Source organism: Novosphingobium marinum, from assembly GCF_013408095.1.
GTDB lineage: Bacteria > Pseudomonadota > Alphaproteobacteria > Sphingomonadales > Sphingomonadaceae > Novosphingobium > Novosphingobium marinum.
Genome location: NZ_JACBZF010000001.1, coordinates 194,386 through 209,593, shown reverse-complemented (window position 1 = coordinate 209,593; position 15,208 = coordinate 194,386). Strand labels below are relative to the sequence as shown.

12 protein-coding genes are annotated in these 15,208 nt (G+C 67.0%); 2 read left to right on the top strand and 10 right to left on the bottom strand.

The window, feature by feature from the left end; genetic code table 11:
* Positions 1 to 11: 11 nt before the first annotated feature.
* From ligA to FHS75_RS00975, 10 genes are all read right to left on the bottom strand, one after another.
* Positions 12 to 2,078: an NAD-dependent DNA ligase LigA gene (gene ligA, locus FHS75_RS01020; protein ID WP_179405864.1), complete on the bottom strand. Its 2,067-nt coding sequence runs from the start codon at positions 2,076 to 2,078 to the stop codon at positions 12 to 14.
* Entirely contained in the window at positions 2,075 to 3,739 is a 1,665-nt protein-coding gene (gene recN, locus FHS75_RS01015) for a DNA repair protein RecN (RefSeq protein WP_179405863.1), read from the bottom strand. Before recN ends, ligA begins: the two co-directional genes overlap by 4 nt.
* A gap of 62 nt (positions 3,740 to 3,801) precedes the next feature.
* Complete coding sequence (locus FHS75_RS01010; RefSeq protein WP_179405862.1) at positions 3,802 to 3,951, bottom strand: hypothetical protein; 150 nt, start codon at positions 3,949 to 3,951, stop codon at positions 3,802 to 3,804.
* A gap of 211 nt (positions 3,952 to 4,162) precedes the next feature.
* Positions 4,163 to 4,960, bottom strand: a complete 798-nt coding sequence (locus FHS75_RS01005; RefSeq protein ID WP_179405861.1) for an outer membrane protein assembly factor BamD — start codon at positions 4,958 to 4,960, stop codon at positions 4,163 to 4,165.
* 87 nt (positions 4,961 to 5,047) lie between these two features.
* Positions 5,048 to 5,533: a hypothetical protein gene (locus FHS75_RS01000; protein ID WP_179405860.1), complete on the bottom strand. Its 486-nt coding sequence runs from the start codon at positions 5,531 to 5,533 to the stop codon at positions 5,048 to 5,050.
* 18 nt (positions 5,534 to 5,551) lie between these two features.
* Entirely contained in the window at positions 5,552 to 7,321 is a 1,770-nt protein-coding gene (locus FHS75_RS00995; RefSeq protein ID WP_179405859.1) for a hypothetical protein, read from the bottom strand.
* On the bottom strand, positions 7,318 to 7,674 hold the full coding sequence (locus tag FHS75_RS00990) for a hypothetical protein (protein WP_179405858.1): 357 nt from the start codon (positions 7,672 to 7,674) through the stop codon (positions 7,318 to 7,320). Before FHS75_RS00990 ends, FHS75_RS00995 begins: the two co-directional genes overlap by 4 nt.
* Positions 7,675 to 7,737: 63 nt before the next feature.
* Positions 7,738 to 8,895, bottom strand: coding sequence for a transporter substrate-binding domain-containing protein (locus FHS75_RS00985; RefSeq protein WP_229735453.1), 1,158 nt, complete (start codon positions 8,893 to 8,895; stop codon positions 7,738 to 7,740).
* 49 nt (positions 8,896 to 8,944) lie between these two features.
* Complete coding sequence (locus tag FHS75_RS00980) at positions 8,945 to 10,144, bottom strand: cytochrome P450 (protein ID WP_179405857.1); 1,200 nt, start codon at positions 10,142 to 10,144, stop codon at positions 8,945 to 8,947.
* Between the two features lie 19 nt (positions 10,145 to 10,163).
* Positions 10,164 to 10,934: a hypothetical protein gene (locus FHS75_RS00975; protein ID WP_179405856.1), complete on the bottom strand. Its 771-nt coding sequence runs from the start codon at positions 10,932 to 10,934 to the stop codon at positions 10,164 to 10,166.
* Positions 10,935 to 11,432: 498 nt separating this feature from the next.
* Here FHS75_RS00975 and FHS75_RS00970 point away from each other — a divergent pair, with 498 nt between their 5' ends.
* Together FHS75_RS00970 and FHS75_RS00965 are read left to right on the top strand one after the other, a co-directional pair.
* Positions 11,433 to 12,923, top strand: coding sequence for an Ig-like domain-containing protein (locus FHS75_RS00970; protein WP_179405855.1), 1,491 nt, complete (start codon positions 11,433 to 11,435; stop codon positions 12,921 to 12,923).
* 40 nt (positions 12,924 to 12,963) lie between these two features.
* Positions 12,964 to 15,129, top strand: coding sequence for an SGNH/GDSL hydrolase family protein (locus tag FHS75_RS00965; protein ID WP_179405854.1), 2,166 nt, complete (start codon positions 12,964 to 12,966; stop codon positions 15,127 to 15,129).
* Positions 15,130 to 15,208: the final 79 nt, after the last annotated feature.

Here is a 15,208-nt window from a genome sequence, read left to right as displayed (position 1 = left end):
CGTACGCCGCCCTATCCCGCCGCCTTGACGATATCCGCCCAGGCCGCTTCGTCGATCACCCGGATGCCGTGCTTTTCGGCCTGCTTGAGCTTCGATCCCGCCCCCGGTCCCGCCACGACGAGGTCGGTCCTTGCCGAGACCGATCCCGCCGCCCGCGCGCCCAGCCGTTCGGCCTGCGCCTTGGCCTCGTCGCGGCTCATCGTCTCGAGCTTGCCGGTAAAGACGACGGTCTTGCCCGCGACTTCGCTTTCCTTCGTTTCGACCACGTAGGGCGGCGGCGACACCTCGTCGAGGATGTCGTCCCAGACCTGCCGGTTGTGCTCTTCGTGGAAGAAGTCGCCCAGAGCCCCGACCACCACCGGGCCGACGCCGTCGATCGAGGTCAGCTCGCTTGCCGCGTCCTCGTCGCCCGCGCGCGCCCTTTCGGCGGCGTCGCGCAGCGCGGGCAGGGTCTCGAACCGCTTCATGAGGTCGCGCGCGGTCACGCTGCCGACGTGCCGGATGCCGAGGCCGAACAGAAGCCGTGCGGCATCGGGCTGCCGCCGCGCCTCGATCGCCGCCAACAGGTTGTCCACAGACTTGTCCTTCCATCCCTCGAGCGCGACGATCTCGTTGCGGCGCGACTTCAGCCGGAAGATGTCGGCGGGACTTTCGAGCCAGCCACGCGCGAAAAAATCGGCGATCGTGCGCTCGCCCAGCCCGTCGATGTCGAGCGCGCCGCGGCTGACGAAGTGCTCGAGCCGCTCGGTCCGCTGCGCCGGGCAGATCAGCCCGCCGGTGCAGCGCACGTCGACCTCGCCTTCCTCGGCGACGGCCTCGCTGCCGCATTCGGGGCAATGGTCGGGAAAGTGGTAGGCTTCCCGTTCCTCGTCGCGCGTAAGGTTCTCGACCACCTGCGGGATGACGTCGCCCGCGCGCTGGAGCACGATGCGGTCGCCGGGCCGCACGCCGAGGCGCTCGATCTCGTCGCGGTTGTGCAGCGTGACGTTGGTGACGGTGACGCCGCCGACCAGCACCGGCTTCAGCCGCCCGACCGGCGTCAGCTTGCCGGTGCGACCGACCTGGATGTCGATCGCCTCGATCGTCGTTTCGGCCTTCTCGGCGGGAAACTTGTGCGCCAGCGCCCAGCGCGGCGCCTTGGCGACGAAGCCCAGCCGCTGCTGCCAGTCGAGCCGGTCGACCTTGTAGACGACGCCGTCGATATCGTACGAAAGGTCGGGCCGCGCATTCTGGATCGCGGCATAATGCTGCAGCATTTCCTCGAGCGTGCCGCAGCGGACTAGGCCGGGCGATACGCGCACGCCCCACTCCATGATCTGCTGCATCATGCCGAACTGCGTCGCGCACGGTACCTCGCTCGCCGCGCCCCAGCCGTGCGCCCAGAAGCGCAACGGGCGCTCTGCGGTGACGTTCGCATCCTTTTGCCGCAGCGAACCGGCCGCAGCATTGCGCGGGTTGGCGAAGGTCTTGGCACCGGCTTCATGCTGCGCAGCATTGAGTGCGGTAAAGTCCTGTTTCGCCATGTAAACCTCGCCGCGCACCTCGAATACCCCGGGCACTTTTCCGCGCAGCATTTGCGGGATGTCGCCGATGAAGGCGACGTTCGCGGTCACGTCCTCGCCGACCTGCCCGTCGCCCCGCGTCGCGGCGCGCACCAGCCGGCCCTCCTCGTAGCGGAGCGAGCAAGACAGGCCGTCGATCTTGTCCTCCGCCGTCATCACCACGGGCTCGTCTTCGGGCAAGGCGAGGAAGCGGCGGACGCGCGCGATGAAGTCGGCCACTTCCTCCCGGGAAAAGGCGTTGTCGAGGCTCATCATCCGAACCTCGTGCGTGACTTTCGAAAGCGGCGAGCCCGCCACCGCATGCCCGACCTTGCGGCTCGGGCTGTCTTCGCGGACGAGATGCGGGAAAGCCGCCTCGATCTCGGCATTGCGGCGCACTAGAGCATCGTATTCGGCATCCGGAATCTCGGGGTCGTCATCGGCATGGTACAGGCGGTCATGCCGCGCGATCTCGCGCGCCAGCCGCATCAGCTCGTTGGCCGCATCGGCCTCGTCCATCCGGTCCGCGTCCTTCATGCCTTTTCCAGCAACCTGTCGGCCTGCGCGCGGGCTTCGTCGGTTATTTCGGCGCCCGAGAGCATGCGGGCGATCTCTTCCTGGCGGCCCGCCTCGTCGAGCAGTTCGACCGAGGTGCGGGTGACCACCCCCTCGCTCGATTTCGCGATCATGTAATGCTGCGCGCCGCGCGCGGCGACTTGCGGGCTGTGCGTCACGGCGAGGAGCTGGCCCTGCGAGGCAAGCCGCGCGAGCCGTTCGCCGATGGCGCTGGCGACCGCGCCGCCGACTCCCCGGTCGATCTCGTCGAAGATGATCGTGGCAGCGCCGCCCTCCTCGGCCAGCGCAACCTTCAGCGCGAGGATGAAGCGCGAAAGCTCGCCGCCGCTGGCGATCTTGGCGAGCGGCGCGAAATCGGCACCGGGGTTGGTGCTGATGAGGAACTCGACCGCGTCGATCCCGTGCGGGCCCCAGCGATCTTCGGGCAGGTCGCTCACCGAGGTGCGGAACTGCGCGGCGTCGAGTTTCAGCGGCGCAAGCTCGGCGGCAACCGCATCGTCGAGCCTGAGCGCGGCGGCGGCGCGCACCTCGTGCAGCGCCTGCGCCCGCGTGCGATAGGCCTCCGCGGCCTTGCGCTCCGCCTGTTCGAGGGCACCGATCTCGGCCGTGCCGCCTTCGATGGCGTCGAGCGCGGCGCGCATTTCGGTCATCTTTCCCGGCAGGTCATCGACCGTGCAGTCGTGCTTGCGCGCCGCTGCGCGAAGGTCGAACAGCCGTGTTTCGATGCGGTCGAGCGCGGCGGGATCGTGCGTCAGGGCTTCGGCTGCGCGCTCGAGCCTGTCCTCGGCCTCGCCCGCCTCGATCACCGCGCGGTCGAGCGCAGCGAGCGCTTCGGCAAGCAGCGGATGCTCACCCGCGATCCGGTCGAGCCGCCGCGCCGCGCCGCGCATCGTGGCGAGCGCGGAATCCGAACCCGCCCAGAGATGGCGCAGGTCCTCGAGATCGCCCGAAAGCCGCTCGCCCTTCTGCATGTCCGAGCGCGCTCCGGCGAGTTCCTCCTCCTCGCCCGCCACCGGAGCCAGCGCGTTGAGTTCCTCGAGGTAGGCGAGCAGCAGGTCCTGTTCGGCAGCGGCCTTCGCTACATGTTCGCGCGCGGTCTCGAGCGCGGTGGCGGCATCGCGCCAGCCGGACCATGCCGCCCCGACCGAGGCGACGTCGGCTCTGGCAAAGCGATCGAGCAGCATGCGGTGCCCGCGCGGATTGACGAGGCCGCGATCGTCGTGCTGCCCGTGCAGCTCGACGAGGTGGCCGGCGATCTCGCGCAGCAGCGCCACCCCGACGGGCTGGTCGTTGACGAAGGCCTTGCTGCCGCCGTCGGCGCGAAGCTGGCGGCGCACGATGAGCGGCTCGCCCGGCTCGATCTCGACCCCGGCATCGTCGAGCGCGGCGACGACGCCATCGGGCAGTGCGCCGAATTCGAAGCTGGCGGTGACGCCTGCGCGCTCTTCGCCGGCACGCACGAGTCCGCTGTCCGCGCGATTGCCAAGCACGAGGCCGAGCGCGTCGAGCAGGATCGACTTGCCCGCCCCGGTCTCACCGGTGAGCACGCCGAGCCCGGCGGCGAAATCGAGGTCCAGCGCCTCGATCAGGACGATGTTTCGGATGGAAAGCCGGACGAGCATGTTCGCACGCCGTTCTAGCCCATCGCGCGCGGGCCGTCACCCGGATTAGCGATGCGCCGAAGTCAGGTGATCGCGTGCGCCAGATTGAGCCAGCTCAGCGCGAAGATCGACATGATGGAGACCGTCTCGACGGTGAGCGAAGGCCGTTGCTGCGGCCGCTCCCACAGCGGTACGACGATTTCGGCGACGGGTTCGACCGGCCCCATTTCCATAAAGCGACCCCTCCGTTCCGGCCCCGCTTTTTGCCGGGTGCCGGCGTGTTGCATGGCTTAACTTACATCGTCTAACTTGCCTGTCCACAGACTGTCACACGTTTTCCATAGAAACGGTTAACGTCGCCACAGGCAGGATCGCGCATGACTTGCCGCGAAGCGACAAGCGACTGAAAGAAAACAGCTTTTTAGTGGGCGAGCGCCCGGCGTTTCAGCTCGCGCTGGCGCCCGGCGCGTGGCGGTTCATCAGCCTGAACGCATCGCGGTACCAGCGGCTGTCCGGGTAGTTGCTGCCGAGCACGGCGGCCGCCTTCATCGCCTCTTCCGGGATGCCGAGCGACAGGTACGATTCGACGAGCCGGTACAGCGCCTCGGGCGTGTGGCTCGTCGTCTGGTAGTCGTCGATCACGTTGCGGAACCGGATGGTCGCGGCCAGCCACTTTCCGCTGCGCTGGTAATAGCGGCCGACGGTCATCTCCTTGCCCGCGAGGTGGTCGTTCACAAGGTCGATCTTGAGCCGGGCATCGGCAGCGTAGCGCGTGCCGGGATAGCGGCGCACCGTCTCGGTCAGCGCCTGCAGCGCCTGGTCGGTCACCTTCTGGTCGCGGGTGACGTCGCTGATCTGCTCGTAGTAGCTGATCGCGATCAGGTAGTAGGCATAGGGCGCGTCCTTGTTGCCGGGGTGGATCGACAGGAAGCGCTGCGCCGACTGGATCGCCTTGTTGTAATCGCGCGCGGCGTAATAGCTGAACGCGCTCATCAGCTGGGCGCGGCGGGCCCAGGGCGAATAGGGGTGCTGGCGCTCGACCTCGTCGAACAGCACGGCGGCCTGCTTTGCCGATCCGCGGTCGAGCCTGTCTTTCGCGGCGGCGTAGAGCGTGTTCACGTCGCGCGCGACATAGGACGTATCGCTGGCATCGCCGCTCCGCCCTGCGCAACCGGCGGTAAGGAGAAGCGCGCCCGAAGCGGCGGCAAGGACAGCGATCTTGAGCGGAGAACGGTCGGACATGGCCGGTCCTATAGCCAGCGCCCGCCTGAACGCCAAGTGAAGTATTGGCAGCCCCGCAGCCTTATTCACGGTCGGAAATGCATGCCGTCAGCCAGGGCCCGTCACCTCGACCCTCGCCACGTTGGATTGCTGGCCGGCATAGGTGACGCACACATCATAAATTCCGGGCGGGAGCTGGCGACTCACCATCTTCTGGGCATCGACGTAGAAGTAGGCGTCGGATACGCGCCCCGCGAGGTTGGAGCGCTTCATGGGCGGCGGTTCGGGAGGCGGTGCGAGCGGTTCGTTGTCGCCGTCCTGCAGGACGACAGGTCCCGACATGGGTGGCACGTCCGGCCTTGAAATACTCCTCACATGAACTGCCATCCGCTCTCCGTCCAGGACGACCGCTGTCGGCAACTGGTAGTAACCGCAGATCGGCAGGATCACGGCTTCGCCATCCTCGATATGGATCTGTTCGGGGACCCGTATGACGACACCGTTGAAGTTCGGCGTCACCTGTGGCGCGCACTCCGCCTGTTCGATCGACCCGAAGGGCACCGAACCGAAATCGGGAGGAATATAGTCGCTCATCGTTCGTTCTCCCGCGCCCTAGAACCCGCCGCCGATATCGACCTTGTACATTCCCGGAGCGCAATTGCCGCAAAACGCGGTCTTGCCATTGCTCGTTCCGAACATGACGCATTGCGAAGCGCTGACGTTGGCACTCGTTCCGTAGTCCGCCTGCCCCGACGCGCACCCCTTGTGACAATGCGAGCCCGCGTGCCCGCTGCCGGTGTACTGCGTGGCCGAGGCATCGGGTTCGTCGCCGGTTCCGGTTGTGCACTGGTCGACGATATGCCCCATTTCGTGAATGGCGACACCGATCTGGTCCGCATCGCTTTCGGTTCGCCACCATGCCCTGGTGCAGATGCAGATGTTGGCATTGCCGCTCAGCGCAAGGCCGGCCCGCATGCGATCGACGACGTTGACGAAAAGGTCCACCGTCCCCCGACCTGCCGGCAGGTTCTCAAGATCGATGTCGACTGCATAATTGCTTGTCGGAGTGATGTCCCCGGTGTCGATCGACACGGCTCCGCTGCCGTCGTCAGGCGTATACACTGCGTCGACGAACCAGCTTTCGCCGGTGACGATCGAATGCCAGAGGTTCTTTCGCTCGACGTTGTTGGGGGGAAGGAGGCTCGCTGCCACGATATCCATGGTGACCGTGCCCTTGCCCGGCCCGACGTCGACGTTCTGCTTGCGTTGCCGGACGTTCGGGTTCTTGACCGCCAGGTGATCGGTGTACGCGATCTTCACAAGGTACGGAGCCTTGGCCTTCGTGGCCGCGCTGCCGTTGAGCGCCGAGGCGATATTTCCCTCCAGCGTAGCCTTGTCGGCGTTGTTTCCGATGTTCTCCTGATGCGGAATGCCGAGGTCCGGCATCTGTTTGAGGACCATGTGATACTTGGCGAATTCGGCGTCCATCGTCGCAGTGCTGGACAGGACCGTCGTCAGCCCCGTCATCGGCAGCTCGACGTACCAGAACAGGCGCTTGGTGGTGATGACGCCTGACTTCACGACCTTGCCCTTGACGTCCTTGGCCTCGATCTTGAACTTGTATCCGCCGCCCGCGACCAGCTTGGCCTTGTCCTTCATGATCATCTTGCCTTCGGACACGGACCCGCTCGTCCAGTCTGTCGGCGTCGCCTTGAAGTCCGAATTGCGCCCTTCTTCTGCGCCGGTGTAGTCGGGCGATCCGCCCGCGACCTTGATGAGCCGCCACTGGAATCCGGCGCTTTTCGGCTTGTCGAACTTGACGAGGAAGCGCGGCTGGATGCCCAGCCGGTCGATGTTGGGGATACCGCTGTCGGCCAGCCATTTCGCGTCCTGCGGCAGGTTCACGAACTGCTCGCAGTCGCCGATGACGATTTCGACGCCGCCGTTCAGCCAGTCGACCGAGACGATGTTGATGTCATCGTCCTCGTCATCGTCGGTGTCATCCTCGTCGTCGCCGCCGCCGCTCGCGCCGCCGCCCGATCCGCCGCCGGAGCCCCCACCGGCTCCGCCGCCGCCTCCGGCAAACGGGCATGCCTCGATCACCCTGCCGATCACGTTCCGGCCGAAGGCGAGCAATGACGAGAACGCGCCTATCGCAAGGTTGACGATCTTGCCGCCTATGCCGACGAGCCTCCTTCCGACTGTCGCGGCAAGCGCGGCTGCCCTCTGCGCGGCGGAAAGCGCGGTATCGACCACGGCCTCGGCAATGTCCCTTGCCCGGTTGACCGCATTCCTTACGCCTCGGGCAGCGGCCTTCGCGACTTCCCTCGCCGTCTCGGTCGCGCTGTCCCACGCGTTTGCGAAGGCGGCTCCCCAGCTCACAGCGGCGTCGCCAGCTTTTCGAGGATGTCGAGCGTGTAAGCCTCCAGCAGGTCGGCCTTGCGCTGTTCGCCGGCAGCGCGGAACAGGATCTTGCGCGCGCCGTCGAACTTGTCGACGAAATCGAGACCCAGGTGCGCGGCGGTGAGGACGTAGGTCGCGACGGTGCGCTCGGTCGTCAGCCCGTAGCTGTTCGCCTGCTTCTTGAGCTTGCGAATCTCGCCGCGCAGTTCCTCCTCGGGTTCGTCGGCCATATAGGGCAGCTTCTCGCGCAGGAACGCGGCCATCCTGCCGACGAACTTCTCCTCCTCGGCCCGCTCGAACGTCGAAAACGTCTGGTCGGAAATCTCGAACATTGCCGCTCCCCGCCAAATTGCGCGGCGCGACCATGCCACAGCATTACTTGAATAGGAACGGTCCTATTCGCCCGACTTATTGTCGCCGCCATCCAGTTCGCGCTTGAGCATGTTCTGCCATTCCTCGCTTTCCATGATGCGGAGCATGGAAACGTTGATTTCCTCGCGCATTTCGCTGCCCGCCGGCAGGGCGATCCCGTAGTCTTGCCTGCCGACCGAATCGGGCAGCACGCGAAGATCGTCGCCGAAGCCGGTGGCGACATGGTACTGCAGCAGCGGCGCATCGTAGATGAAGGCATCGATCTTCTCGTCGGCGAGCGCTTCCAGTCCCGACTCGACGTCGGGATAGGGCGTGAAGGCTATGCCTTCCATCGCCAGCCATTCGTCGGCGGCGGAATCGCGAATGGAGCCGACGGTCTTTCCGGGCAGGTCGTCCATCCCGCCGATGGCGCCCTGCAACTGGCCCGCGGTGAGCGAAGATGCGATCATGCCCGTGAACGTCGAGATGATGATGATCGCGGCGAACATCCAGATCAGCGCCACGATCTTGCCGCCGACCGTGCGCGGCGCCTTGTCCCCGTAGCCGACCGTGGTCATCGTCACGGCGGAGAACCAGAAGCCCGAACCGATGCCCTTGGCGTCCTCGGGAAACTCCTCGCTGTTGGCCTTGCGCTCGAACAGCCAGAACAGCACGCCGACAATGAACAGCAGCAGCGACAGCAGGGCGACCGCCTGCAGGAAATCCCAGGTGAAGAAGCTGCCGATCAGCGAGAGCCAGCCGGGCGCGGCCTGCCGGGTCGCGATGCCGAAGCCGGTGGCGTAGTAGGGATGCGAGAAATCGACGCGCTGCTCGCGCAACGGCGTGATGGTGAGCGCGCCGACGCTGGCATCGTACTGGCCCGATGCGACGCCTTCGACCATCCCTGCAAGGTCCGCTTCCTCGAAGCGATAGCGATAGCCGCGATCCTCGGCGACCTGCGCCCAGAGGTTGATCGCGATCCCCTTCCACGCCCCTTCGGCCCCCTTGATGACGAAAGGCGGTGCCTCGCGCGTGGCGATGGTCATTTCGGGACCGGACGGCTCGGGCGGCGGCGCTTCCTGCGCCAGTACCGGCGGCGCGAAGGCCGCTCCGGCGGCAATCGCCACGGCGAGGAGAATGGAAAGGAGCGCGCGCGCCGCGCCGTCGAAGCCAGTGTTTCCGCCCTGCATGACGGCCAGCATGCAGGTTCGCGGGCGCAACCGCAACCGGCGCGGTGCTACCGCGCGGGATCTACCAGGACAGGCGAAGGTCGGTCAGCGCCGCGACGTTGCCCCCGCGAAAGCGCGGCTTCGTCCCCTCGGCGATGCGGAATTCGGGAATGCGGTCGAGCCATTCCTCCAGGAACGTGATCGCCTCCATGCGGGCGAGCCCCGCCCCGACACAGCGGTGCGCGCCGACGCCCATCGTCGTGTGCCGCACCGGCTGGAGGTTCCGCGCGAAATCGACCCTTTCCGGGTCGTCGAAGCAGTCCGGATCGAGGTTGTGCAGCGCGCTGCTGAGGTAGACGAGGTCGCCGTCCTTCATCGTGATCCCGTCGACTTCGACATCGGCGACAAGGTTGCGCGTGACCGAAACGGTCGGATAGCGGCGCATCAGTTCGTCGGCGGCCTGCGGGATGAGCGTCCGGTCCTCGCGCAGCAGCGCCTGGTCCGCCGGGTTCTGCGCAAGGTGCATCGCGAAGTTGCCGAGCATCGCGACCACCGTGTCGAGGCCGCCGAACAGCAGGTTGCGGCACATGCGCTGCGCTTCCCCGAAGGTCCACGCACGTCCCTCGATCGGCACCGACAGGATGCGGCTGAACAGGTCCGTGCCGGGATTCTCGAGGCGGGCGCGCACGTAGGGCTCGAGGTAGGCGTCGGCGGCGTCACGCAGTTCGACCACGGTCATCGATCCGTCCGGGCGGGTGAGCTGCTGGCCGAGCGGGCGCAGTTTCGTGCGGTCCTCGGTCGGCACGCCGATCAGCGTCAGGAAGACGTGGATCGGCAGGATTTCGGCGAACTCGCTCATGAACTCGCAGCCGCCCTTCGGCGCGAGGCCCTCGGCAAGCTCGCTCGAGACCTCGCGGACCAGGGGCTCCATCGCGGTGACGTATTGGTTGGCGAAGCCCTTCATCACCGCCATGCGGAACGGCTTGTGCTCGGGCGGGTCCTGCTGGAGCGGGATGAAGTCCATCACCTCGCCAAGGCCCGGAGTGACCGCGAGCGACTCGCTCGAAAGCCGCTCGGCATCGGCCCACAGGTCGCGCGTGATCGCGCCGTCGGTGGCGATCCAGTGGCCGCCGTTCGCCGTCGTCCAGACGATGCCGTGCGGCCCGCGCAGCGACTTCCACGCGGCCCAGTAGTCCTCCTCGACGCCCGGCGGAGCGAAGATGTCGAAATCGACGACGCGGTCGGAGGGGACGTGGGCGGGAATCCCGGCGATCGTTGCCATGTCTGGTAAAGCCTTTCGGTCAGTATTCGAGAGGGAGGCCGATGACCTCCTCGTACACGCGGTCGCGGTGGGCGATCAGCGCCGGATCGAGCGCGGCCGCAATGTCGTCGGGGAGCGAGGCATACATTCCCCGCAGCCAGTCGGGCATCGGGTTCCTGTCCTGCGAAAGGGGGTCCAGCATCATCGAGAAGCATGCCCAGAACAGGTCCAGCGCCGATGGCGCATTCCCGACCAGCCACTGCGAGCCTGCCTGCTTCTGCCGCTCGAGCTGGGCCGCAAGCTCGCGCAGGATCGCCACGATCCGCGCGTTCGACTGCGCCAGCGCCTCTTCGGTGACGCCGTAGCCGCACAACACGTCGGCAAGGCCCGGATTGTCGGGATCGGCAGGCGCATCGAGCATCGGGGCGCACATCAGGATGCGGCGATGCCAGCCAAGCCCGTCGCGACCCGCGATCTCGGTAAGGAAGCCCAGGCACTCGACGCGCCTGCGCTCGTCCGCAGGAAGCAGCGACGGTCCGGAGCCGAGGCGTTCGGCAAGGTCGATCATGTCGAGCCAGCCGGTCACCGGCGGTTCGTCGTCGAGAACGGCGATGGGCGCGTTGCGGTGGCCGGTCCATTCGAGCAGCTCCTTGTTGGGCTGCATCGGTGCCTGCTCGACGGGGACATAGTCGACGTTCCTGAAGCCGAACACCGCCTTGGCCGCCTCGCCCCAGGGACCGGGAACGCCCGCGCTCAGCACGAGGCGCAGCCCCGGCATCGAGCGCGCTTCCGAAACCGGATAATATTGCATCTACCTCTCCTCGGGCCTGCCGCACCGGTGTTCCGGCCGTTCTTCACGCGGGGGTATGCATGGTCGGGAGGGACGCGGCAACCTGATCCAAATGCTGGCTTCGACGCGCGGCCCATGCTCCGGAAATGCAAGCGGCCCGCCTTCGCGAACGAGGGCGGACCGCAGGCAATGGAGTTGTAGCCACAGGAGTACGCCCCTCGCCCGCGCCTGCCAACCGCCCCGTGAACGACTCACCTTGCGTGAAAGGCGGCTCGCTTCATCGGCTCGTCGATTTTGCGGAGCGCGGCAAGTCAAAAACGCCAGATGCCGCTTGCAGCCCCCCGCCCCCTTCATCTAGTTCGCGCGCATTGGCTCCGCGTTCAGCGAAGCGACAGAATGACGGCGCGAAAGCGCGCTGGAGCGTAAGCGCCGGTTTCCGACCGGCTTTTCCGCCCGGTCAACAACAAACCAAGGGCGAGGCGGCCACTGACAGGCGCACTCGCGGTTCAGGGGAACGACGTGGCGATTATTCTTCGTATCATTTCGGCAGACGGCAGGCGCGTGATCGAAAAGACGCTGCCCGCGCTTCCGGCGAACATCAAGCTGCCGGTCGGCGCCAGGGTCGAGGTCGAGGACAAGGACAGCGGCGTGGTGAAGTCGCTGCCCCGCTACATCAACGAGATGTCGGACGAGGCCTACGAGGAAAAGGCCGACGATACCGATGGCCCCGTCGGTCCGCCCGAAGTCACCATCGAGTCGGTGCCCGACTGGGGCATGGCCGAGGCATGGCTGGAAACCGTCGGGCAGGACGTCGAGGCCGAGCCCGCGCGCTCGACGCGCTATTACGATTCGCCCTACGACGACGAGGGCACCTCGGTCATGGGTTTCGACGGCAACACGCTGCTTATCGGCGGTCTCGTCGGCGGCGCGATCGGCGCGGGCGCGCTGCTCCTGACCGACAGCGACGGCCCCAGCGACACGGTACCGCCGGTCGCGCCGTCGGGCCTTGCGCTCGCGGCCGAGGACGACACCGGCGCCGAGGACGACGACAGCATCACCACGCAGACCGAGGACCTGACGATCACCGGCACCGCCGAGGCTGGCGCGCGCGTCGAACTGTTCGAGGGCGAGGAAAGCCTCGGCACCACCACGGCGGATGAGACCGGCAACTTCTCCTTCGACCTCGATCTCGACGAGGGTGTGCACCGGTTCACCGCCGTCGCCACCGATGCCGCGGGCAACGTCAGCGCCCCGTCGGCGGTGTTCGCGATGTTCGTCGACCTGACGCCGCCCGCCGCGGCGACGAATCTCGACCTGGCCTCCGCAGACGACACCGGCGCGAGCCAGACCGACAACATCACGTCGCGCACCACCGGCCTCACCATTTCCGGAAGCGCCGGCGCCAATGCCTCTGTCGAGCTGTTCGACGGCGAGACCAGCCTCGGCACGGTCACGGCCGGGGCGGACGGGCGTTTCACGCTCGACGTCAGCCTCGCGCCGGGCGTCCACCAGGTGACCGCCGTCGTCACCGATGTCGCCGGCAACGAGGGCGAGGCATCCGCGCCGCTCACGATCACGGTCGATACGACCGCTCCCGCCGTTCCCCCCCTGCCCGACCTCGCCGCGGAGGACGATACCGGCAGCAGCAACACCGACAACATCACGCTGCAGACCGAGGACCTGACCATCCAGGGCACGGTCGAACCCGGCGCCTTCGTGCAGGTGTTCGACAATGGGACCGCGGTCGGCAACGGCGTGGCCGGACTGAACGGGGCCTACAGCATCGACATCGACCTCGACGTGGGCGACCACACGATCACCGTCCGGGCAAGCGACGAGGCCGGAAATATCAGCGCGTTCTCGCAACCGCTGCTGATCCAGGTCTTTCCCTCCGCCGCGTCGATGATGGCACCGCAATCCGCCACTGTCGTCGACACGTCATTCTCGGCTGATCTGATCGACAGCGATCCGGGCCTCGACGGCGCGGCGGCGTTCGGCTCCTTCGGCTGACGTCGCGCCCCGCCGGGCCTCCGGTGCAACGGAGGAAACCGTGACGGGTACGATTTCGCTACTTGGCGGCAACGGGTTCGGGTTCGCGCCCGACCAGCTGCTTGCCGGCGCGACGATCGAACTCGGCCCGAAGAACGGCGATCCGCTCCAGACAGGACCGATCGTCCCGAAAGACGATCCGGCGGTGCGCCTGCTCGGCGGAACCGTGGGGGCTTTCGCAAACAGCTTTCCGCAGAACCTCGCGCTGACGACTTACAACGTCGCAGCCGGTGCCGACGTGCGCGCCGGGCTTGGCGGCCGCGTCGAATTCCGCACCGATGCCGACAGGTTCGACCTGTCGATCTATGCCAACGGTTCGAATGCCGATTTCAGCCTCTTCGTCGATGGCCTGCTGGTTTCCCGGATGTCGCCCGACGTCCCTGCCGACGGCTCGCTTCGCTGGGTTCGTGTCGACTTGTCGGAAACTGCCGTCGCAGGCGACTGGAAAACGATAGAACTGGAATTTCGCGGCGGCGCGAATTTCGGCGGAATGGTACTCGAACAGGGCGCCTCGCTCGCGCCGACGCCCGATCCGGGACCGCGCATCGTCTTCCTGGGCGACAGCATCACCGAAGGCGGCGGCGCACGATCGCCGGGCGAGGACTGGGTGTCGCTGGTCGCGCGCCAGCTTGGCCTGCGCGACGTCTGGCAGTCGGGCCTGGGCGGTACGGGATACGACCGCGAACAGGGCCCGCGCCCCGATCTTGCCGACCGCATCGCGGCGGACGGCGTTGCCGCCGAAGGGGATATCTACGTCATCGCCATGGGCCTGAACGACCAGCCCGGCGTGTTCGACGAAGCGGTCGCCGTCCTTTCGGCGCTCGGCGAAGCGCGTCCCGCAGCCCGGATCCTCGTCCTCACATCGTGGAATCCCGGCGCTCCCAACCCCGGCATCCGGCCCGAAGTCGATGCCGAGATCCGCGCGGCGGCGGAACTGTTCGACGGCGTCGTCGTACTCGATGCCTCGCGCGTCGCATTCACCACCTTCGACGGCACGCATCCCGACGCGGCGGGCCAGTGGCAAATCGCCGAATGGCTCACCGCCGAACTGGAGCAGATCTTCGCCCTCCCCGATCCCGTCGAGCAGCACCGGCCCGGCGATGCCGTGGGAACGCTTTTCGCCGAAGGATACGATCCGGCGCAGCAATGGTCCTGGGACGTCCTCGAAGATGGCGTTCCCACCACCCGCTACGAAATCGTCGATGGCGGCGATGCCTTTCCGCTGCTCGCCCTCGCTCCGGGCCGGGCAGAGCCCGATGCGGGCGAGCACGTCCTGACAATCACCGGCACCGGATCGGACGGCACGATACTCGCAGGCGAGGTTCGGTTCGAGGTCTCCGCCCTGCCCGGCACCGGGACGAACGGCCACGGCTTTCGGCTGTTCGCCCCGGACAGTCTTGCCTTCGAGATCGGCGGAACGGGCACCGTCACCGGCACGCGGGGGGTTCAGGACGTGACTCTCCTCGACGTGGCGGGCTTCATCGAACTGGACCCTTCGTTCAACGCCGGGGGGGATATCGTTCGCCTGTCGGGCGATGCTTCCGACTGGACGATAGAACGCGCCGGTTCCTCCGCGTACCTGAGCGATGGCGACACCGCGCTTGCGGTGCCCATCGGTCCTGCCGGCATCGCGCTGGCCTTCGACGACGGGACGCGTACGCTGTTCTTCGATGCGCAATCGGGCAAGGCGATGATCGGAACGCAGGCGCTGGTCTTCGAAGCGGTGCCGGTCTTCGCGGCGAGCGAGGGACAGCCCCCGCCCCCGCCCGCCGACGGGTCCGCCGGGCGCCTCTGGCTTGCCGAGGGCGGAAGCGCGGCGATCGGCGGCGACTTCCGGGTGGCCGGTTCGCGACTGGCCGAGAATCTGTTCGTGACGCATGGCGAAATCGTCCTCGATCCCTCGTTCAACGCGGGCGGCGACCGCATCGGGCTGCCCGATGCAGCTCCGGAGCACGAGGCCTGGCGCGAAGGATCGTCGGTCATCTTGTCGGGCGGCAAACTGCTCCTGACCATACCCTTCGGCCCCGGCCAGACCGTGCTCGCTTTCGACGGGGACGAGCGCTCGCTGCGCTACGAAGCCGATCCCGCCGCACCGGTGATCGGAAACGACATCGTGTCCGGCGTTCCGGCAATCCTGTCCTCGGCCATGTTCGGCGACGCCTTCTGACCGACCGTCGCGTGCCCGGACAGGACCACCGCAAGCCGCATTGCGTCCTGACCGCCAGAATGTAGAACGCGTGTTCAAA